Source organism: Gramella sp. Hel_I_59, assembly GCF_006714895.1.
Classification (GTDB): domain Bacteria; phylum Bacteroidota; class Bacteroidia; order Flavobacteriales; family Flavobacteriaceae; genus Christiangramia.
Genome location: NZ_VFME01000001.1, coordinates 346,921 through 366,509 on the forward strand (window position 1 = coordinate 346,921; position 19,589 = coordinate 366,509).

The 19,589-nt window shown below is 40.0% G+C and carries 20 protein-coding genes and 1 tRNA gene; 12 read left to right on the forward strand and 9 right to left on the reverse strand.

What is annotated here, in order from left to right; translation table 11 throughout:
• Nucleotides 1-2 precede the first annotated feature (2 nt).
• From JM79_RS01645 to JM79_RS01670, 6 genes are all read left to right on the forward strand, one after another.
• Complete coding sequence (locus tag JM79_RS01645) at nucleotides 3-785, forward strand: enoyl-CoA hydratase-related protein (RefSeq protein WP_141876499.1); 783 nt, start codon at nucleotides 3-5, stop codon at nucleotides 783-785.
• A 106-nt stretch (nucleotides 786-891) separates the two neighbouring features.
• Nucleotides 892-1,965, forward strand: coding sequence for a PA0069 family radical SAM protein (locus JM79_RS01650; RefSeq protein WP_141876500.1), 1,074 nt, complete (start codon nucleotides 892-894; stop codon nucleotides 1,963-1,965).
• Between the two features lie 62 nt (nucleotides 1,966-2,027).
• Entirely contained in the window at nucleotides 2,028-2,831 is an 804-nt protein-coding gene (locus JM79_RS01655) for a hypothetical protein (RefSeq protein WP_141876501.1), read from the forward strand.
• 30 nt (nucleotides 2,832-2,861) lie between these two features.
• Nucleotides 2,862-3,578 (forward strand): hypothetical protein, encoded by a 717-nt coding sequence (locus tag JM79_RS01660; RefSeq protein WP_141876502.1) that lies wholly within the window; start codon nucleotides 2,862-2,864, stop codon nucleotides 3,576-3,578.
• Nucleotide 3,579: 1 nt separating this feature from the next.
• The gene (locus JM79_RS01665; RefSeq protein WP_141876503.1) at nucleotides 3,580-4,362 is read left to right on the forward strand and encodes a DNA-formamidopyrimidine glycosylase family protein; all 783 of its coding nucleotides are present in this window, start codon (nucleotides 3,580-3,582) and stop codon (nucleotides 4,360-4,362) included.
• A 147-nt stretch (nucleotides 4,363-4,509) separates the two neighbouring features.
• Complete coding sequence (locus tag JM79_RS01670; protein WP_141879151.1) at nucleotides 4,510-6,546, forward strand: S9 family peptidase; 2,037 nt, start codon at nucleotides 4,510-4,512, stop codon at nucleotides 6,544-6,546.
• A gap of 50 nt (nucleotides 6,547-6,596) precedes the next feature.
• Here the strand turns inward: JM79_RS01670 and JM79_RS01675 are convergent, their stop codons facing one another.
• The 3 genes from JM79_RS01675 to JM79_RS01685 form a co-directional block, all read right to left on the reverse strand.
• A complete protein-coding gene (locus JM79_RS01675) occupies nucleotides 6,597-7,250 on the reverse strand; it encodes an HD domain-containing protein (RefSeq protein ID WP_141876504.1) in 654 nt (217 codons plus the stop codon).
• A gap of 2 nt (nucleotides 7,251-7,252) precedes the next feature.
• Nucleotides 7,253-7,984, reverse strand: a complete 732-nt coding sequence (locus tag JM79_RS01680) for a lysophospholipid acyltransferase family protein (RefSeq protein WP_141876505.1) — start codon at nucleotides 7,982-7,984, stop codon at nucleotides 7,253-7,255.
• A 95-nt stretch (nucleotides 7,985-8,079) separates the two neighbouring features.
• Nucleotides 8,080-8,490: a BrxA/BrxB family bacilliredoxin gene (locus JM79_RS01685; RefSeq protein ID WP_141876506.1), complete on the reverse strand. Its 411-nt coding sequence runs from the start codon at nucleotides 8,488-8,490 to the stop codon at nucleotides 8,080-8,082.
• Nucleotides 8,491-8,672: 182 nt separating this feature from the next.
• Here JM79_RS01685 and JM79_RS01690 point away from each other — a divergent pair, with 182 nt between their 5' ends.
• On the forward strand, nucleotides 8,673-9,407 hold the full coding sequence (locus tag JM79_RS01690; protein ID WP_141876507.1) for a TerB family tellurite resistance protein: 735 nt from the start codon (nucleotides 8,673-8,675) through the stop codon (nucleotides 9,405-9,407).
• Here the strand turns inward: JM79_RS01690 and JM79_RS01695 are convergent.
• Both JM79_RS01695 and JM79_RS01700 read right to left on the reverse strand, forming a co-directional pair.
• Nucleotides 9,404-9,877 carry a thioredoxin family protein gene (locus tag JM79_RS01695; protein ID WP_141876508.1) on the reverse strand — a complete coding sequence of 158 codons (474 nt, stop codon included), beginning with the start codon at nucleotides 9,875-9,877 and terminating at the stop codon, nucleotides 9,404-9,406. The genes JM79_RS01690 and JM79_RS01695 overlap by 4 nt on opposite strands.
• Before the next feature lies 1 nt (nucleotide 9,878).
• The gene (locus tag JM79_RS01700) at nucleotides 9,879-12,179 is read right to left on the reverse strand and encodes a TonB-dependent receptor (RefSeq protein ID WP_141876509.1); all 2,301 of its coding nucleotides are present in this window, start codon (nucleotides 12,177-12,179) and stop codon (nucleotides 9,879-9,881) included.
• A 97-nt stretch (nucleotides 12,180-12,276) separates the two neighbouring features.
• Between JM79_RS01700 and JM79_RS01705 the strand changes: the two genes are divergently transcribed.
• Genes JM79_RS01705 through JM79_RS01715 form a run of 3 tightly spaced genes read left to right on the forward strand, consistent with a single transcriptional unit; the run spans nucleotide 12,277 to nucleotide 14,251 of the window.
• Nucleotides 12,277-12,933, forward strand: a complete 657-nt coding sequence (locus JM79_RS01705) for a metal-dependent transcriptional regulator (RefSeq protein ID WP_141876510.1) — start codon at nucleotides 12,277-12,279, stop codon at nucleotides 12,931-12,933.
• A 1-nt stretch (nucleotide 12,934) separates the two neighbouring features.
• Nucleotides 12,935-13,756, forward strand: a complete 822-nt coding sequence (locus JM79_RS01710; protein ID WP_141876511.1) for a ZIP family metal transporter — start codon at nucleotides 12,935-12,937, stop codon at nucleotides 13,754-13,756.
• A gap of 48 nt (nucleotides 13,757-13,804) precedes the next feature.
• On the forward strand, nucleotides 13,805-14,251 hold the full coding sequence (locus JM79_RS01715; protein WP_141876512.1) for a hypothetical protein: 447 nt from the start codon (nucleotides 13,805-13,807) through the stop codon (nucleotides 14,249-14,251).
• Here the strand turns inward: JM79_RS01715 and JM79_RS16095 are convergent, their stop codons facing one another.
• The 4 genes from JM79_RS16095 to JM79_RS01730 form a co-directional block, all read right to left on the reverse strand.
• Complete coding sequence (locus tag JM79_RS16095) at nucleotides 14,252-14,410, reverse strand: hypothetical protein (protein ID WP_185739446.1); 159 nt, start codon at nucleotides 14,408-14,410, stop codon at nucleotides 14,252-14,254. It abuts the gene before it with no gap.
• 35 nt (nucleotides 14,411-14,445) lie between these two features.
• On the reverse strand, nucleotides 14,446-16,548 hold the full coding sequence (gene feoB, locus JM79_RS01720; protein ID WP_141876513.1) for a ferrous iron transport protein B: 2,103 nt from the start codon (nucleotides 16,546-16,548) through the stop codon (nucleotides 14,446-14,448).
• Between the two features lies 1 nt (nucleotide 16,549).
• Nucleotides 16,550-16,780, reverse strand: a complete 231-nt coding sequence (locus JM79_RS01725; RefSeq protein ID WP_026914792.1) for a FeoA family protein — start codon at nucleotides 16,778-16,780, stop codon at nucleotides 16,550-16,552.
• A gap of 74 nt (nucleotides 16,781-16,854) precedes the next feature.
• Nucleotides 16,855-17,526, reverse strand: coding sequence for an SCO family protein (locus tag JM79_RS01730; RefSeq protein ID WP_141876514.1), 672 nt, complete (start codon nucleotides 17,524-17,526; stop codon nucleotides 16,855-16,857).
• 151 nt (nucleotides 17,527-17,677) lie between these two features.
• Here JM79_RS01730 and rseP point away from each other — a divergent pair, with 151 nt between their 5' ends.
• Nucleotides 17,678-18,994 (forward strand): RIP metalloprotease RseP, encoded by a 1,317-nt coding sequence (rseP, locus tag JM79_RS01735; protein ID WP_141876515.1) that lies wholly within the window; start codon nucleotides 17,678-17,680, stop codon nucleotides 18,992-18,994.
• Between the two features lie 232 nt (nucleotides 18,995-19,226).
• Nucleotides 19,227-19,300, forward strand: a tRNA-Asn gene (locus tag JM79_RS01740).
• Nucleotides 19,301-19,589 lie beyond the last annotated feature (289 nt).

The following is a 19,589-nucleotide window of genomic DNA, read 5'->3' on the forward strand; positions in this document are numbered from 1 at the left end:
TTATGAGTTATCAGAACATTTTAGAAGAGATTGAAAACGAAATATTAACGATCACTATAGATCGACCAAAGAAGCTAAATGCTCTTAATAGAGAGACGATTCTTGAGCTTCACCAAGCTTTTAAGGCGGCGAAGGATAATGACGAGGTAAAAGTCGTTATTATTACGGGAAGCGGAGAGAAGGCTTTTGTAGCTGGAGCAGATATTAGTGAATTTGCCGACTACTCACCAAAAGAGGGGAAGAAACTTTCAGCAGATGGACAGGAAAAGCTTTTTGATTATGTAGCCAATTTTCCCAAACCTGTAATTGCAGCTGTAAATGGTTTTGCTCTTGGTGGCGGACTAGAACTTGCCATGGCAGCTCATTTTAGAATTGCCAGTGATAATGCTAAAATGGGACTGCCGGAAGTGTCTCTTGGAGTGATCCCGGGATATGGTGGAACTCAAAGATTACCACAACTGGTAGGAAAAGGTCGTGCGATGGAAATGATCATGACCGCGGGAATGATCGATGCAAACCAGGCCTTGCAATACAACCTGGTGAACCATGTAACTTCTCAGGAAGAGTTGATGGAACTGGCTGTGAGCCTGGCTCAAAAGATCATGAAGAACTCCATGGTGGCCATTTCCACAGCGATCAAAGCGATCAATGCAAACTATGAAGTTGGTGTTGATGGATTTGAAGTGGAAGTAAAAGGTTTCGGTGATAGTTTTGGGACTGATGATTTTAAAGAAGGAACTTCAGCATTTCTAAACAAGCGTAAAGCCGACTTCCCTAATAAATAAAATACAGGTTCCTTTCTGAAAATCTTAATTTGAAGAAGGAGCCTTTTCTTTGAAAATTAACTAGGACAAAATCCATTAAAAAGGAATAATTCCATAATTTAGGATTATGAGTTATGAGGATTTTATCAAAGGCAGAGGTGCCCAGAAAAACAGCAGTAATAAGTTTGATGCGCATAGTCATGAAACCAGGGATGACTTTTTAAACTATTGTGATGCTGAAGGGGAAGAGGCGGTTAATTTTAAAACCACAACTATTGAAACCTTTCCGAAGAGTATCGTGAACAAAGTAACCAGTCCCGATGTTGGAATGGACTTTTCATTAAATCCATACCAGGGTTGTGAACACGGCTGTATTTACTGCTACGCCCGCAACAGTCATGAATTCTGGGGTTATAGCGCCGGTCTGGATTTCGAACAAAAGATCCTGGTAAAAAGAAATTCTGTTGAACTTTTAGAGAAAAAACTAAAAAGCAAATCCTGGCAGGCAAGACCCATTGTGCTATCTGGAAATACCGATTGTTATCAGCCTATTGAAAAGGAACTGAAGATCACCAGAAGTTTACTGCAAACCTTTTTGAAATACCGGCATCCTGTTGGAATGATCACCAAGAACTCCCTCATCTTACGCGATATGGATATTCTAAGAGAACTGGCTCAGGATAGGCTCGTACACGTAAATATAAGTATCACCACGCTGCAGGAACATACCCGTAGAATCCTTGAACCAAGAACTGCAAGCATCATAAAAAGACTGGAAACTGTAGAGAAACTTTCTGCGGCTAATATTCCGGTGAGTGTGATGATGGCACCTATCATTCCGTCGATCAATAATCATGAAATTATGCCGCTGGTTCGGGAAGTGGCAAATCGAGGTGCGCTGGGTGTGGGCTATACGATCGTGCGATTGAATGGGAGTATTGGGGAGATCTTTACAGACTGGATTAAAAAATCTATGCCAGATAGGGCCGATAAAGTTTTAAACCAGATTGCAGATATTCATGGAGGTAGCCTTAACGATAGTAGGTTTGGTACTCGAATGAAGGGAGAAGGCCAGTTTGCTGAACAGGTAAAGCAGCAGTTTAAAATCGCCCGTAAAATGTATCTGCAGGATCGTAAAAAGCCCAGTCTAAACTGCAAGCTACATGAGGAATACAAATACGGACAGACAAAGCTTTTTTAGATGCAAACGTTATTTTCGTTAAAATTGAATATTTTAGTAGATACGAACTAAAATCAGTAAAAATGAAAAAGCTTTTCATCTTGTTTATTATTGTAACAGGGGCAGTTACCGAATTTACAGCTCAAAATATAGCTACTCCAATTGATGTAAAAATATCGGAAACATTTAAGGATAGTAAAAAGATGACTACGCTGGCATTTTCTGTTGAAGATGGTAAAAGAGGTGTTATAATTGGCAGAAATTATAATAAGGGCTGCTACATTGAACATTACAACGAGCAGCTAAAACTTGTTGAAGAATATGAAATGCAAATGGATAATAAACGAAGTAGAATTCTTGATGCATTTACTAAAGATTCGAAATTAATGCTTGTAGAGTATCTACAAAATGCAGATGCCGAGGAACTTCAATATGTGATGCACAAAACCGATATGGATAAGTTTGTATTTGAGAGCTCAGTTCTTTTCAGTATTCCATTCTCTGAGTATAAGAAGAATATTCTAGAAAATATTTGGAGTAAGAGCATATTTGGAATGGGCAAGGAAGATCAGGACGCTTCCGGGGAAATGAGTGTTTCCAGAAATAGAAATTATATTGCATTTTATCAGGACATTAAGGATAATGAAAAAGAAAGCCACAGCATTTACGTCTTCGATAAAGACCTGAAGAAAATCTATGAGCACTCCTTCAGCAGCGATATTCCTGACCGGAAATTTACGATTCAGAATGTTGATATAAGTGATAAGGACGGTACCGTTTACCTATTAGGTAGGACTAGCCCGAAAGAAGCAAAAAGTAAAGAGGATGGAGGAAAGTATTTCTATGAGCTCTATAAGATCGATGCTTCAGGAAAAAAAAGTTTGTAGTTTGATAGCGACGATAAATTTGCAGCTTCCTTGACTACGGTAATCGGTGAGAATAAGATTATATGTGCTGGATTTTACTCAGATCGTAAGGATACGCGTTACAAAGGAGTGGTTCATTTCAGTATAAACCCAGACGATCTTAGCATTCAAAGTTCAAAATACTCACCATTCTCAGACCAGTTCATTATCGACAAATACGGGAAGGATAAAGATAAAGATCTAAGAAATATCGTTTTTAGAAATTCACACATAGATGCCGATAACAATTTGATCTTAGCTGGAGAAGAACATTTCGTGAGATTTGTGAATGGTGGCCAGATGGGTAATTCTTATATCAATTATTTTTTCATGGATATCATAGCTGTTAAACTTGATCCGGATGGAGATTTGATCTGGTCAAGAAATATTAATAAAGGCCAAACCGCTCTGGTACTCGATCCAGCTGCATCTTACTCCAGTACCTATAAAGATGGAAAACTTTTATTCTTTATAAATGGGAATGATAAAGTAAAAAAAATGAGTAAGGATCGTATTGGGTTTCCAGATGCGAGAAATAAAAATATGAATATGTTCGCCATAGAAATCGATAAAAATGGTGATTTCAATTATCAGATCATTGTTCCTGAAGACGATGCCGATGTTGCATTTGGTGTGTCTGAAGGAATATTTCTGAATAATGGAGAACAGATTATTTTTCAGGGTAGATTAAAGAGAAAGAAACAAATTGCTAAATTAACTTTGAAATAAGATGCCAGAATTACCAGAAGTCGCCTATCAAAAATTATATATTGATTCCACCAGCCTTCATCAGAAGATTGTAAAGGTGGATACGGGTGCAGACAAGATCTTCCAATCCCCTAAACAAGAGTTTAAGGATAGACTTCAAGGGAATGAGATCAAGGCAGTTTCTCAAATTGGTAAATATCTTTTTCTGGAACTAGTGAAGGATGGTTTTCTGGTAGTTCACTTCGGAATGACGGGCAGAATGGACTTCTTCCAGCATGATGATTTCCATAAACATGCTCAGCTAACGCTTACTTTCGACAATGGCGGCAAACTGTCTTTTATCTGTCCGCGGAAATTTGGCAAACTATTTCTTACTGATGATATTGAAAACTTCAGAAAGGAGAAGAAACTTGGACCGCACGCCACTGAAGTTTCAGAAGAAGAATTTATAGAGCTTTTCAGCAATAAAAAAGGCAATGTGAAAACTGCATTAATGGACCAGGCTTTTATCGCCGGGTTAGGGAACCTTTATGTTGACGAGATGCTGTTTCAAACAGGAATTCATCCAAAATCGAAATGCGAGAATCTCAGTGACAAGGATCTAAAGGCAATGTTCAAAAAGATGAATATCATCCTGGAAACTGTTACAAAAAGCAAAACCGAAGGTGAAAACATTCCAGATTCCTACCTGCGTGGTCATCGCGATGCAGGCGGAGAATGTCCTAATGGCAAAGGCAAAATTGAGATGATAAAAATCGGTGGAAGAAGTACCTATTTCTGTCCCGACTGTCAGGAGTTAAAATAGGTTACTTCAAAATCAAACATTGGTCTAATCGGCTGCCAGATTCTGTAGATCAAAATCCTAATGTTTTATTAGTACTACCGGGCTTCCGAACTCGATTCGGTAGTTTTGCAGGACGAAACCTTAACCATTAATTCCGGTAAACTACAAATGACCTATACCGGAACTGTAAATGGTAAAAATATAGAAGGAACCTATCAACAAGCGGGACATGAATACCCGCTAAAATTACATAAGATCGTGAAAGAAAAACCGGGAAATACCACATTGCCATCAAGTAAGGAAGAGCTAGCCAGACTGGCCGCCCTGGAATCTGGGAACTACAAATATTCAGTCGAAGACTACTTCAAAACTCCGGAAGCATTCTCGTTTAAATTATCTCCAAATGGAAAATACATTGGATATATGAAACGAAGAGCTTCAGGAGAACGGGATCTATACCTGAAAGAAGTTGCTTCGGAAAAAGAAACATTGCTTAAAAAACAGGAAGAGGACCTTATTCGTGGGTTTGCCTGGGCGAGTAAAGATCGTATTGTCTATATGCAGGACAAGGGTGGCGATGAAAATTACCATGTTTATGGAGTAGATATTTCCGGAGAAAATAACCTTGACCTCACGCCATTCGAAGGCGTTAGAGCTAATATAATCGCCTCTCTGAAAGAAGATAAGGACCATGTGATCGTACAGATGAACAAGGACAATCTGCAACAGGAAGAACCATATCGCCTGAACGTTAACAGTGGAGAGATCACGAAGCTTTATACTGTAAGCGAAGGGGATGACCCGGTAGCGGGTTATGATTTTGATCGGGAAGGGAATCTGCGTGCAATTACCAGAATCGTTGACGGAGTGAACACCGAACTTCTATATAAGATCGATGGGGAGTTCAAACAGATAAAATATACAGATTTTAGCGATTCCTTCAGTATAGCTTCACTAAGTGTAACTTCTGAAAATCCTGATCATGCGTATGTAGTTTCCAATCTGGATGGTGATAAAACCGAAATTCAGATCTATGATCTAAAGCAGAATAAGAAGATTGAAACGATCTTCAGTAATGAAACATTTGATGTTTCCGGGTTGACGCTGTCGAGAAAGCGTGATTACGAAATTGACTACTTCAGCTACACCGGTGAAAAAACCGTAGTGGTTCCTGTAAGTGAAACCTATAAAAAGATCTACGGAAGACTAAAAAAGGAGTTTGGAGACAAACAATTCTATACAGCTGGCAGAACAGATGATGAAAGTAAATATATGATCGCTGTGACCAGCGATAAGATCGTTGGCGAGTATTACCTGTACGATGTGGAGAAAGACGAAGTAACTTTGCTATATAAGTTATTACCGCAATTAAAGCCGGAGGATATGGCCTCTATGAAGCCGATCACTTTTGAAAGCCGGGATGGCAAAAGCATTTATGGATATATCACGCTTCCACAAGATTACAAAGCGGGACAGCAATTACCACTTATCGTGAATCCACATGGCGGGCCACAGGGAATTAGAGATTCCTGGGGTTTTAATCCTGAAGCTCAGCTTTTCGCCAGTCGCGGTTATGCCACCCTTCATGTGAATTTTAGAATTTCAGGTGGATACGGAAAAGAATTTCTAAAAGCTGGTTTTGGAGAAATAGGCCGCAAAGCAATGGATGATGTCGAAGACGGAATAGACTTCGTGATCGATCAGGGTTGGGTAGATAAAGATAAAGTTGCTATTTACGGTGGAAGTCATGGTGGTTATGCAGTGCTTCGCGGAATGACCAAAACTCCTGAAAAATATGCCTGTGGTGTGGATTATGTTGGAGTAAGCAATCTAAACACGTTCATGCAAACCATCCCGCCATACTGGGAAAAATACAGGGAGATCATGTACAAGATCTGGTATAATCCTGACAATGCTGAAGAACAGGCAATCATGAATGAAATTTCACCTGCGCTGCATGTGGATAAAATCAAAAAGCCGCTATTTGTAGTGCAGGGAGCAAATGATCCACGGGTGAATATTGATGAAGCAGACCAGATTGTGGAAAGCTTGAGAGCTCGCGGAGTTGAAGTCCCTTATATGGTAAAGTATGACGAAGGCCACGGATTCGGGAAAGAGGAAAACCGACTCGATCTGTATAAAGCCATGATGGGCTTCTATGCGGAACATTTAAAAGATAAAGAGGCTAGTCTGTTAAAAGGATAATACTGAAGGAAATTGATTTATTAAAGGTCGATACAGAAATGTATCGGCCTTTATTTTTTTCCATCCCATTCAGCATAGAACTGGTCAAGGAAAACTTCCATAAAAGCATGACGCTGTTCTGCGATTTTTCTACCGGTAGCTGTATTCATGCGCTCTTTCAGCAACAGCAGTTTCTCGTAAAAATGATTGATGGTAGGAGCCAGGGAAGCTTTGTACTCTTCCTTGCTCATATTAAGGTTTGGCTTGATCTCAGGATCGTAAAGGGGTCTGTTCTTAAAACCACCATAATTGAAAGTTCTGGCGATCCCAATGGCACCAAGTGCATCCAGCCTGTCGGCATCCTGAACGATATCAAGTTCCATAGATCGAAATTGCTGCTGAACATTTCCGCCCTTAAAAGAAATATTCTCAATGATCTTTACCACATGATCTATGATCTCTTCTGAAACCTTTTGAGTCTGTAGAAATTCTCTAGCCTTCGCCGGGCCTACCGTATCATCTCCACCATGAAATTTTGAGTCGGCTATATCATGTAGCAATGCGCCCAATTTCACGACCAGAAGATCTGCTTCTTCAGAAGCTGCAATATTCAGACTATTCTTATAAACTCTTTCAATATGAAACCAGTCGTGACCTCCTTCAGCATTCTGCAATGTTTCCTTTACATAAGCGATCGTATGTTCGATCAGCAATTCTTCGGTCATAATTATTTAATATCTGCGATAATGGTTCTTTCTATTTTAGCGATAAGACTTTCAGCATCCATAGAGGATATTTCTATTGGGTCATGTGCTTTTAAGGTCATATTTACGCCTATTCCCATTGGGAAATTTCCGTATTTGAAAAGTTTCCAGGAGTTATTGATGGTAATTGGAACTACGAGTGCTTCCGGATTCTTTTTAAATAGCATCAACATCCCGTTTCTTCTGAATTCCTTGGGTTCGCCAGTTCTACTACGCGTTCCTTCAGGAAATATAACAGCAGAACGTTTGGTGGTTTTTAGATAATCTCCAAAAGCCGACATTTTTTGCAGCGACTCTCTTCTGTTCTTACGATCTATCAATACTGAACCGCCATGTCTTAAATTGAAGGAAATACTTGGAATACCATGACCTAATTCTTTTTTACTAACGAATTTGGGATGATGTTTTCTAAAATACCAGATGAGCGGGGGTATATCATACATTCCCTGATGGTTGGAAACAAAAATCACCGTGCGTTCTGTAGGAATATTTGCAGGTTTCTGAATATCGAAAGTAGTTCCCAGAAGATTCAGGCAACGCAAGAGGAAGAGATTAAAGATATCCACACTTTTTTTATGTGCTTCATATCCTCCAAGTTTCAGGCATACCCACTGGATAGGATGAAAAAGGAGTAAATTCAGAAAAAAGAAGAAATAGAAAATTACCGAAAGCGGGTAAGCAAGAATTTTTTCCATAGGCTATAAAAATACCAAAAATAGCGAAATCTAGAACTGAGGTATAAAAAAACCACGCAGGAAACTGCGTGGTCTTAAATTATATAAGGTGATTCTTAGCAGAACTCGTTATAAGCTCCAATAAGATTTTCAGCGATCATATCTGCAGGACGACCTTCAATATGGTGACGCTCTAGCATGTGTACTAATTCACCGTCCTTGAACAATGCCATAGATGGCGAAGAAGGAGGGAATGGTACCATAAGATCTCTCGCTTTGTCTGTTGCTTCTTTATCTACACCTGCAAAAACAGTTACCAGATTGTCTGGTTTTTTGCTATTCTGTAAAGACATTCTAGCTCCCGGTCTTGCGTTCGCTGCTGCACAACCACAAACAGAATTCACTACTACCAAAGTAGTTCCCTTCTTTTCCATAGCCTGCTCAACATCTTCTACTGTGTGTAATTCTTCAAAACCAATACTAGTAAGATCCTCTCTCATTGGTTTTACTAAATCTGCTGGATACATATATCAATTCTTTTTATTAAACTTTATTGAAGCACAAAGGTACCAAATTAAGTTCAGCTTACATATCTCAAATTACTATGTACTAATAGGTTCAGTTTATGATCATTTCGTTGCGAACTCATGAAGCCGATTATAGATTACAACACTAAAATGTTATCTTTGCGGCTAAAGAAAATTGCCCGATGATCAAATGGCTTGCCGCAGTTCTGGGATACATGTACTTCAGGTTTCCCGGTGCTATTCTTGGATTTATAGTAGGTTCCCTGCTGGATAATTATATACGCACCTCTGGTGGTCTGTTTAAATCAATGGCTGGGGGACAGAAGCAAACAGTTTCTCCCGGAGATTTTGAACTTAATTTACTTTCATTAAGTTCCATTGTGATCAAGGCAGATGGGAATGTCTCCCAGCAGGAACTTGATTATGTTCGCGCATATTTTATACAGGCTTATGGAAAGGAACGTGCGAATGCCACTTTTCGAACTTTTAACGAAGTAGTTAAGAATCGTCAGGTTTCGGCTTATAATATTTCCAGGTATCTAGCTGCAAGAACAAAATATCCTACCAGGCTTCAAATTATTCATTTTCTCTTCGGAATTGCCCAGGCCGATGGTCGCGTAAGTGAAGCTGAAGCGGTTATCATTAAGGAGATCGCAGGTCATCTTCAAATTGGAGCCAGAGATTTTGAAAGTATCAAGGCAATGTTCTTTAAAAGCACTAATAGCGCTTATACGATTTTGGAAATCGAGAAATCTGCGACAGACGCTGAAGTTAAAAAGGCTTACCGAACTATGGCGAAAAAATATCATCCGGATAAATTAGGGGATATGGATGAAGCCTATAAAAAAGGAGCTGAAGAGAAATTTAGAAAAGTTCAGGACGCCTACGAACAGATTCAGAAGGAACGCGGACTTTAATTCTCCAGTATTTCCAGGAACTGATCCTTGTTGAGATATTGAAAATACCTTGCTGTGGCTTTGAAATTTTCATCCAGAAATACCATTGCCGGTAGCGAAAATGGCCTGTTCTTACGTCTGGCCATTAGCAGGGCGATCTTGTGAACGGGATTTCTTCGGTTTAGTCGTTCATTAATAAACACCTGACCCCCAAAGCGGACAGTATCCTCACTTTCAACATCAAATTTTACTGCGTAATAATCTTTTCTTAATCTCTTCTGAACTGCTTCGGAAGAAAAAACTTCTTCATCCATTCTTTTGCAGGGCGCACACCAGTCGGCATAAAAGTCTATAAAAACCTTTTTCGGTTTCTGCTGAAGGGAATCATACAACTGTTCAAAAGTGAGCCATTCTACTTCAGACTTCTTTTGTGCTGAAGTTTCCGCAGAAAGAACAAAGAGTAAAGCAGCAAGGATTACCGAAAACTTCATATTATAAGGATTCTATTTTAAGACCTATGAATACAGAACGGGGATTTCCAGGTCCATATACATAATTACTATCACGGTTCTTCCCAATATCAAAATCTTCCTGGTAAGCATTGGTGACGTTCTTAACTCCCCCAAAGATCTCCATATTTGAATTCACTCTATCCAGCGGAATGTTATAACCCAAACGCAGACTTAATTCAGCAAAACTGGGCGTGATATCATATTCGTCTACATCCTGTCCCGTTCCTTCACCGGCAAAATGCACAATATCCATTTCTCCTGTGTATACGAGGTTAGCACTTGCATTGAAGCGTTTGCCCGGTGTGTAAGTAAGCGTTGCGTAGCCATAATCGTTCGGTGTACGAAGAAAATCTCTTTTCGCTTCCAGTCCTTCAATGTTTTCAACGGGTTCTTCAAACTTGCTGGACTGTAGTGTGAATCCTGCTTCCAATTCAAAGAGATAATCAAAATTGGCTCTGGTTTCCAGGGTGAAACCTTTTACAGTAGCGCCCGCACCATTACGTTTTTCAAAACGCTCACCAAATTGATCTTCTCCTAGCGGAAAAAGATAAAATGCGTCATTGAGTTTGGTATAAAAGCCTTCCAGGGTATAACCCCAAATAAAATGCTCGGTAGCTCGATCATAATTAATAGATGCAGTAAAACTGTTACTTCGCTCTTCGAACAGGTCTTCTGCCAGTGAAATTCTGGAAATTCCGCCTCCGGCAAATGCGATGTGCAGATCTGTGTCAAAAGCCTGCGGAGCACGGAAACCTGTTCCCCAACCTAGTCTAAACTGCGTGGTTTCTTTTAGTTTGTACAGCAAAGAAAGACGCGGACTCACAATTGCATCATCTACCAGATTGTGTTTATCGACTCTAAAGCCTGAAAGGAAATTAAGGTTCTCGGTAACATCCCAGTCATTTTGAAAGAACGCTCCAAAATTCCGGGTCGTTTGATCGATGAGGTAATTGTAAGAAGGGATGATATCGTACACATCATCATATACGAATTCTGCGCCCGTAGTAAGCGTAGTGGTTCCACCAAAAAAATTGTCGATTCGCTGGTTAAACTGCCCACCTCCCTGGTGCGTTTCCACTTCCGAAGTTCCGTAAGGAGGATTGGCAAAAAACTGCTGTTTCTCGATTTCATCATCTGGAATGATCCCGGTGTAATGGTCACGCTTTGTGGATTGACCACCATAATAGAGGATTATTGAACTCTTGTCATCATTGAAATTTACCTGGTAATCCAGGCTTCCCATTAAAACATTATGAGTTCTCTCTTCACTCTGTTGTGCCAGATAAGCTGGGCCTTCCACCATTTCACCACCGTAACGGTATTCATACAAACTACTCAAGCTTAAATTGATCTTGGAATCTTCAGTTGGAAGATAAAAAGCATTGACTCCAAAAGCATTGTCTTTGAGTTCCGGCAATTCAGAATAGTTATCGCCATTCGCATCGTATAATTCCCGGGTCCTTCGATTAACGAAAAAATTTGCTCCTGCTTTATAATCTTTGGAGACTACCGTAGCGTTTCCATTTAAAATATCCTGGTTTGCATCGCCATCAATGTTCTCGAAAGTATAGCTAAGACTGTATGAATTTTTCTTCGGAATTTTGGTGATCACATTGACTGTCCCTCCTATGGCACTGGAACCATATAAAGCTGAAACTCCACCGCGAACAACCTCTATACGCTCGATCATGTTCACCGGAATTTGTTCTAAACCATACAATCCGGTTAGCGGACTAAAGATTGGACGACCGTTCACCAGGATCTGTGAGTATCCGCCTTGCAATCCATTCATACGCAGTTGGGTGTAATTACAGGTCTGGCAATCTTTTTCGATTCGTAGTCCCGGCTGAAAACGTAACCCATCAGAAAGATCTGTCGCAACAACCTGTTCCAGGGTTTCGCTATTAATAAGGTTTACAATGACCGGAGAATCTGTACGTCTTTTGGCAGTTCTGGTCCCGGTAACCACAATTTCGTCCAGTCCGTTTGGATCTACTTCCATTTCGATGTTCAATATCATTTTTGCCTGTTCGAGCTTGATATTCCTGTAAACTGTCCTGAAACCCTGAGATTTTATGATCAGCTTATACTCACCAGCAGGAAGCTTCAGACTGTAATCACCATTGTCATCAGCACTTGTACCATAAGCCTCCCCTTCAGTATAGATACTGGCGAATGCCACGGTACCTTCAGAAGAACTAATGGTTCCGGTGATTTCAGAATCCTGGGAAAAACTGGAAATGGATATAATTCCGAAGAGGAAAAAAGATATAAATCGCATTATTTTTTTTACGAAGATATAAAATATATTTAGACAAGACTAAAAAACAGATTTATTGAATAAAAAATGTATTTTTGGTGCTATTAAAATGTAATTTATGTTTAGCTTATCTGAAGAGAATTACCTCAAAGCCATATTTCATCTGCAGAATTCCTATAAAAATGGGGTGAGTACGAACGCGCTTGCCGAGGAAATGCAAACCAAAGCCTCCTCGGTGACCGATATGATCAAGAGACTTTCAGAAAAGAGCCTGGTGAATTATAAGAAATATCAGGGAGTAAAACTTAGTGAAGAGGGTAGAGCTGCCGCCATCGAAGTGATTCGAAAACATCGATTATGGGAAGTATTTCTTGTGGAAAAACTCAATTTTAACTGGGATGAGGTACATGAAGTGGCAGAGCAATTGGAGCATATTAAGTCTGAAAAGCTAACTGCAGAACTTGACAGGTTTTTGGGATTCCCACAACGAGATCCACATGGAGACCCAATTCCAGATTCTGAAGGGAACTTTTCTGTACCCAATCGCGTGTTATTGTCTGAACTTAAAACTGATCAAACCGGGATTTGTGTGGGTGTGAAAGATTCGTCTACAGAATTTCTGCAATATCTTGACAAGAACAATATTTCCCTGGGAGCGACCGTAAAGGTGAAGCAAAAAGAAGATTTTGATCAATCAATGTTGATCGAAATGGATGATAATGTATTGATGATCTCAAACCAGATCTCAGCTAACTTATATATAAAAACAACTTAGAATGGAAGCATTAATTAGCTATTTTGAACAATTGGATCCGGTACTTGCAGCATTGTATGCGACCCTTTTTACTTGGGGACTTACGGCATTGGGAGCATCGCTGGTTTTCCTGTTTAAAGGAATGAACCGTGCTTTTTTTGATGGAATGCTAGGTTTTACCGGTGGTGTCATGGTTGCAGCGAGTTTCTGGAGTTTGCTGGCTCCCGGAATAGAGATGAGTCCCGGCGAAGGGTTTGAAAAGACCATCCCGGCGCTGGTTGGATTTGGATTGGGTGCATTATTCATATTTGGGCTTGACAAGGTTTTACCGCATTTGCACGTAAATTTCAAGATGAGTGAAGCTGAAGGGGTTAAAACTCCGTGGCATAAATCTGTTTTATTAACGCTGGCTATCACCCTGCATAATATTCCTGAAGGTCTTGCCGTAGGTGTTCTGTTTGGTGGTGTTGCCGCGGGATTTGAAGGTGCCAGCATTGGTGGTGCGGTAGCTCTGGCCATTGGTATTGGACTGCAGAACTTCCCGGAAGGATTTGCGGTAGCTATGCCTTTAAGAAGGCAGGGATTGAGCCGATGGAAAAGTTTTAATTATGGTCAGCTTTCTGCGATCGTGGAGCCTTTTGCGGCGGTGCTTGGTGCCTGGGCAGTAATGACCTTTGAACCAATCTTACCTTATGCTCTATGTTTTGCTGCGGGTGCGATGATATTTGTAGTGGTAGAGGAGGTGGTCCCGGAAGCACAACAGGGAAATTTCACTGATATTTCAACCCTTGGTTTTATTGGAGGTTTCATGGTAATGATGACGCTGGACGTAGGTCTCGGCTAGTATTTTGCAACAGGAGTAATTTGCAGTCGTCTTTTTTAAAAAGGCGATATGCGATTTCTCATCATTTTCATGGCATTATACATTTCTTTTCAATCTACTGAAAAGGAAAAAGAAGCTACAACTTCAGAAACTAAGGAACAGAAACCGGAAGTGGTACTGAATGTTTTTTCGGCATCGTTATGCCTTGGGGATGAGCTTCATTTTGGAGACCGCCGAATAAAATTCAGGGAAATAATTTCAGATTCCAGGTGTCCCAGCAATCCTATCGTGATGTGTTTCTGGGCAGGACAGGTGCGAGTAAAGGTTGATGTCTATGAAAAACGGGAGTTAGTTGGGAGTGTGGAATTTTCAGGTACTCAATCCATAGACCATCTATTTGCTAACTCGAAGGAATTAAAGATAAGCCTGGTAAATGTCAAACCTTATCCAGTGAATCCTGGTAAGATACCTGCGGAAGATTATATGGTAAGTTTTAGGCTTACCGAAGTAATGTGATTAATCACTACAGCCACAACCAGAAACTCCGCAAGCAGCAGCGCTATCCTTCTTTTTGGAACCGCCAGCAAAAGAAGGCTTCCAGATAAAACGCGTGACCACGTAACCCAGAGCTATTAAAAAGGTAATTAAGACCAGTATTTCCTGAAGTATTTCCATATCAATTCAGTCGTTTTATAATTCCAAACTTACTTTTATTTCAGTACCTGGAACGCGATAAGTGCGACTACATAAGCAAAAGCAGTCATGATTACCAATTGTAAAACAGGCCATTTCCAGGTATTTGTTTCTCGTTTGACTATGGCCAGCGTACTCATACATTGCATCGCAAAGGCATAAAAAAGCAATAAGCTTATACCACTGGCAAATGTAAATAATGGTCCGCCCAACACAGGGTTGGTTTCTGCTGCCATTCGGTTTTTGATGGTTTCCTCTTCGTCACTTCCAACACTATAGATAGTTGCAAGGGTTCCAACGAAGACCTCTCTTGCAGCAAAGGAACTTATGATCGCGATCCCAATTTTCCAGTCGTAACCTAATGGAGCAACGGCAGGTTCTATTCCGCGTCCCATTATACCTATATAGGAGTTCTTCAGCTTATAAGAAGCAATTGCCTCCTCTACACTTTCATCCTCTACATTCTCGTTGTTCTCATATTGAGCGGTGACGATCTCTTCAGCATTGTTAAAATCATCTCCGGGACCGTAACTGGCCAGCACCCATAGAATTACAGAAATAGCTAAAATGATCTTTCCGGCGCCAAAAACAAAAGATTTTGTCTTTTCAACCACATTGATCGCAACATTCTTGGCCATAGGAAGCTTATAATTAGGCATCTCTATAACGAAGTAAGATTTTGTACTGGTCTTTAGTATTTTATTCAGTAACCACGAGGAAAAAATAGCCATTCCGAATCCGAGTAAATAAAGGATCATCAAGGTTAATCCCTGGTAGTTGAAACCAAAGAAACTCTCATTTGGAATTACCAACGCGATTATGATTAGATAAACCGGTAATCTTGCAGAGCAGGTAGTAAAAGGAACTACCAAAATAGTAATTAGTCTTTCTTTCCAGTTTTCGATATTCCTGGTAGCCATTACTGCGGGAATTGCACAGGCTGTTCCTGAAACCAATGGCACCACACTTTTCCCACTAAGACCAAAACGTCTCATGATGCGGTCCATTAAAAAGACCACTCGGCTCATATAGCCCGATTCTTCTAGAATGGAAATGAATAGGAATAAAAATGCGATCTGTGGAATAAATATAACGATCCCTCCAAGCCCGGGAACAATTCCTTCTGAAATTAAACTGGTAAAAGAGCCCGGCGGCAGCGTGTTTTTCGTCCATTCACTTAGCGAAGCAAATGCGGCATCGATCATATCCATTGGATAGCTTGACCAGCTATAGATCGCCTGGAAAATTAAAAGTAAGATTCCGAAGAAAATAACATATCCCCAGACCTTGTGAGTTAGAATACGGTCAAAACGAGAACGAAGATCTGTAGCCGCATTCTTGTCTACGGTCATCGTCTCCTTCAGCACACCATTAATGAACTGGTATCTTAAAATTGTTTCTTTCTGCTGAAGCCTTTTCAGGTCACTTACAGATTTCGTATTAAAATCTGAACTTCGGCTGATCTCACCACGGTTTATATTTCCGAAGTTGACATCCTGCGTGATAACCAGCCAGAGTTTGTATAAAGATTGATTTGGAAAGGTCTTATGCAAGTTTCCGAAGTATTCAGGATCGATCACAGATGCATTTACACAAGGATCTACCGTCATGTGACGATAATTGATGATCAATTCCTTTAGCGCTTCAATACCCATATTTTTACGGGCACTTACAAGCGCGATCTTGGTCTTTAAGCGTTCTTCCAGTAATTTTATGTCCAGGCTAATCCCCTTACGATCCATCCTGTCTGCCATATTAATCGCAAGAATGGTGGGAATTCCAAGGTCTTTGATCTGGGTGAACAACAGCAAATTCCGCTTAAGATTTTCCACGTCACTTACTACAACGGCAACATCTGGATAATCTTTATCGTTTTTATTGAGAAGCAGTTCTATGACGACATTTTCATCAACAGAACTGGCGTTTAAACTATAAGTACCTGGAAGGTCAAGAATATGAGCTTTTAATCCACGTGGAAGTTTGCAGATCCCTTCTTTTTTCTCAACGGTAATCCCGGGATAATTCCCAACCTTCTGGTTGAGTCCGGTAAGCTGATTGAAAACAGAGGTCTTTCCAGTATTGGGATTTCCTATTAAAGCAACATTAATTTGCTTTCCCATATTAGCCTATTAATTCGATTTCTATAAGCAAAGCGGTTTCTTTTCTTATGGCCAGATGACTCCCATTTATGTTTAAATACATGGGATCATGGAATGGCGCAGTTTGAACAAGTTCTACTTCGTTTCCGGGAAGGCAACCCATTTCGAGCAATTTCAGGGGGACCATATCTGCAGAAAACTCTTTAATGATTCCGCGTTGGCCTCGCCTAAGATTTGCAACCGTCACCTTCATTTTTATTTAGATTGATTTTAAACAAGGCAAAAGTAATGGAATTTGGCCCAATACAAAAGATTAGCCTCAAATAATTAGCGATCCTCTTTCTTCAGTATTTCAATATCGTGCATGAGATCTTCTATGGCTTCCGGCTGGGTGCCGTCGTAAAAACCTCTAATTTGTTTCTTTTTATCTACCAGCACGAAATTTTCGGTATGAATCATATCGTATTTACCACCATCGCCGGTAGATTTTGTAGCCAGGTAAGATTTACGAGCCAGATCATAGATCTGCTTTTTATCTCCAGTTACCAGGTTCCATTTTTCGTCCATCACCCCTTTTTCCAGCGCATATTCTTTTAAGACGGGAACACTGTCGGTTACAGGAAACACAGTATGGGAGAGAAGTAAGATGTCCTCATCATCTTTGATCTTTTCCTGAATCTCGATCATATGATCTGTCATGATCGGGCAAATGGTAAGGCAGGTGGTAAAAAAGAAGTCGGCTACATAGATCTTATCCTCATAAAAATCTTCTGTAATAGTATCCCCATTTTGATTAATGAGTTTAAAATCTGCGATCTTATGATATTTTCTAACAAACTGAACGGTGGTATCCACCAGTTCAGCATTTACCATATCTGGTTGAAAAACGGGCAAGCGCTCCTCAGGTTTCAGTAATGTATAAATAAAATACATGATGATGACCGAGAGAACAGCCAGTACAATGGCGAACGGTTTATAGCGGGCAAAGAACTTCAGCATTGGCGCAATTTTTTACAAAGTTATGGCCTGAGGCTCAATTAGTCCAATTTCTTCTGCGGAATTTTTCGTGGTTGCTTACTCGGTCAAACTAAACTTTTCTAGAAGCTTTTAAAAACTTACTTTTGTGCGATTTAAAATTTGAAGTTAGCTGATGGATCCATTTCTAGTAAAAGCCATACAATTAATATTAAGCCTTTCCTTACTTATTGTTCTCCACGAATTAGGTCATTTTATTCCGGCCAAATTATTTAAGACCAGAGTTGAAAAGTTCTACCTGTTCTTTGATGTGAAATTTTCATTACTTAAGAAAAAGATTGGTGAAACCACTTATGGAATTGGTTGGTTACCGCTTGGAGGTTATGTGAAGATCGCGGGGATGATCGATGAGAGTATGGACAAGGAACAAATGTCCAAACCGCCACAACCCTGGGAATTTAGGAGTAAGCCGGCATGGCAGCGATTAATCATCATGCTGGGTGGTGTAACTGTAAATCTAGTGCTTGGATTTCTTATTTATATGATGATCATGTTCGTTTGGGGATCTGCTTACGTAGGGCCAGATGAAATGCCAGATGGATTTGCAGTGATCGATGATTTTAAGGAATATGGTTTCGAGGATGGAGACAGGATACTGGAGGTAAATGGAAATGAGTTCCAGAATAGCCTTGATATCAACAAGCATCTTTTTATGAGAGATGTTCAGAATATTACAGTACTTCATCAGAATGGTTCAGAAGAAACTATTGAGGTTCCAGAAGAAATAGGGACACAGATGTTTGAAAAAGGGGTAATGCAGCCATTTGTTCCAATTCAGTCTGCAGTACTTGATACGGTAATTGCAGAGCATGCAGCATCAAAGGCAGGTCTTAAAAAAGGAGATAGTATTATTAGCCTGAATGATGTTGAAATTGGTTACTGGCACGAAATTGCTCCGGCTTCCTTTGAAAACAAGGAAAAGACTATTGAAGTTGTTTTTGAGCGCAAAGGGGAGATCATGAGTACAGAGATCACTCCAGATGAGGATGGATACCTTGGAGTTGGACCGGCATCAGAGATTGAGATCAAACGCAATAAATACGGTCTTAGCGAAAGCATAAGCAAAGGATTTGATTACGGTTACTGGACATTAAGAGATTATGTGTACCAGTTCAAATATGTATTTACTAAAAAAGGAGCTACGCAACTTGGAGGTTTCGGAGCCATTGGAGGCTTGTTCCCTGATACCTGGAACTGGTTCGGGTTCTGGAATACCACAGCCTTACTTTCAATTATCCTGGCATTTATGAACATCCTGCCAATTCCGGCACTTGATGGAGGACATGTGATGTTCCTGCTCTATGAAATGGTTACGGGTAGAAAGCCAAATGATAAGTTTATGGAGATCGCCCAGATGGCTGGTTTCTTCTTGTTAATCGCGCTAGTGCTTTATGCAAATGGAAATGATATCTACCGCTGGTTATTTGAATAATCTCTACGGAAGGAATTTTAGATACAAAACAGTCCTACGGGGCTGTTTTTTTATTTAATAGTAGCTATAGAAATATAAAAATCATCATTACTGAAAATTTTATCGATCTGTAATTAATTGACTTTCTGAAGGATTCGTAATCGAAGTAAAATTCTTCGAAAAAAATCTGAAATTTGTTTTGACAGCATTTAAAAATTGATTTATATTTGCAACCGCTTTCAAAGCAAAACATTCCTCCTTAGCTCAGTTGGTTAGAGCATCTGACTGTTAATCAGAGGGTCCTTGGTTCGAGCCCAAGAGGAGGAGCAACAAAGCCATTCGTTTTTCGAGTGGCTTTCTTGTTTTTAGTACTTTCCTCTCTAATCCCATTTTTAAACTTAATTTAATATAAGCGTGACCTTAAGGAGACATCGCTGTACTTTCTTTGTGTGTACAAAAGCACACGAAAATCGTATAAGTTTTTGTCGACTCTACATAATAGTGTGCGAGGCTGTCCTGTAAAAACAGGGCAGCTTTTTTTATTAACTTAGACCAACCTCAGGTTTAACTCTTGGGAAACATTCAGTTAACATAAAGTCTGTTTCTTTGTCGCCGA

Excerpts from the sequence above, each read along its gene's own strand:
- JM79_RS01645 (WP_141876499.1), top strand. The coding sequence starts at position 3 with ATGAGTTATCAGAACATTTTAGAAGAGATTGAAAACGAAATATTAACG.
- JM79_RS01650 (WP_141876500.1), top strand. The coding sequence starts at position 892 with ATGAGTTATGAGGATTTTATCAAAGGCAGAGGTGCCCAGAAAAACAGC.
- JM79_RS01655 (WP_141876501.1), top strand. The coding sequence starts at position 2,028 with ATGAAAAAGCTTTTCATCTTGTTTATTATTGTAACAGGGGCAGTTACC.
- JM79_RS01665 (WP_141876503.1), top strand. The coding sequence starts at position 3,580 with ATGCCAGAATTACCAGAAGTCGCCTATCAAAAATTATATATTGATTCC.
- JM79_RS01670 (WP_141879151.1), top strand. The coding sequence starts at position 4,510 with ATGACCTATACCGGAACTGTAAATGGTAAAAATATAGAAGGAACCTAT.
- JM79_RS01675 (WP_141876504.1), bottom strand. The coding sequence starts at position 7,250 with ATGACCGAAGAATTGCTGATCGAACATACGATCGCTTATGTAAAGGAA.
- JM79_RS01680 (WP_141876505.1), bottom strand. The coding sequence starts at position 7,984 with ATGGAAAAAATTCTTGCTTACCCGCTTTCGGTAATTTTCTATTTCTTC.
- JM79_RS01685 (WP_141876506.1), bottom strand. The coding sequence starts at position 8,490 with ATGTATCCAGCAGATTTAGTAAAACCAATGAGAGAGGATCTTACTAGT.
- JM79_RS01690 (WP_141876507.1), top strand. The coding sequence starts at position 8,673 with ATGATCAAATGGCTTGCCGCAGTTCTGGGATACATGTACTTCAGGTTT.
- JM79_RS01695 (WP_141876508.1), bottom strand. The coding sequence starts at position 9,877 with ATGAAGTTTTCGGTAATCCTTGCTGCTTTACTCTTTGTTCTTTCTGCG.
- JM79_RS01700 (WP_141876509.1), bottom strand. The coding sequence starts at position 12,179 with ATGCGATTTATATCTTTTTTCCTCTTCGGAATTATATCCATTTCCAGT.
- JM79_RS01705 (WP_141876510.1), top strand. The coding sequence starts at position 12,277 with ATGTTTAGCTTATCTGAAGAGAATTACCTCAAAGCCATATTTCATCTG.
- JM79_RS01710 (WP_141876511.1), top strand. The coding sequence starts at position 12,935 with ATGGAAGCATTAATTAGCTATTTTGAACAATTGGATCCGGTACTTGCA.
- JM79_RS01715 (WP_141876512.1), top strand. The coding sequence starts at position 13,805 with ATGCGATTTCTCATCATTTTCATGGCATTATACATTTCTTTTCAATCT.
- JM79_RS16095 (WP_185739446.1), bottom strand. The coding sequence starts at position 14,410 with ATGGAAATACTTCAGGAAATACTGGTCTTAATTACCTTTTTAATAGCT.
- feoB (WP_141876513.1), bottom strand. The coding sequence starts at position 16,548 with ATGGGAAAGCAAATTAATGTTGCTTTAATAGGAAATCCCAATACTGGA.
- JM79_RS01725 (WP_026914792.1), bottom strand. The coding sequence starts at position 16,780 with ATGAAGGTGACGGTTGCAAATCTTAGGCGAGGCCAACGCGGAATCATT.
- JM79_RS01730 (WP_141876514.1), bottom strand. The coding sequence starts at position 17,526 with ATGCTGAAGTTCTTTGCCCGCTATAAACCGTTCGCCATTGTACTGGCT.
- rseP (WP_141876515.1), top strand. The coding sequence starts at position 17,678 with ATGGATCCATTTCTAGTAAAAGCCATACAATTAATATTAAGCCTTTCC.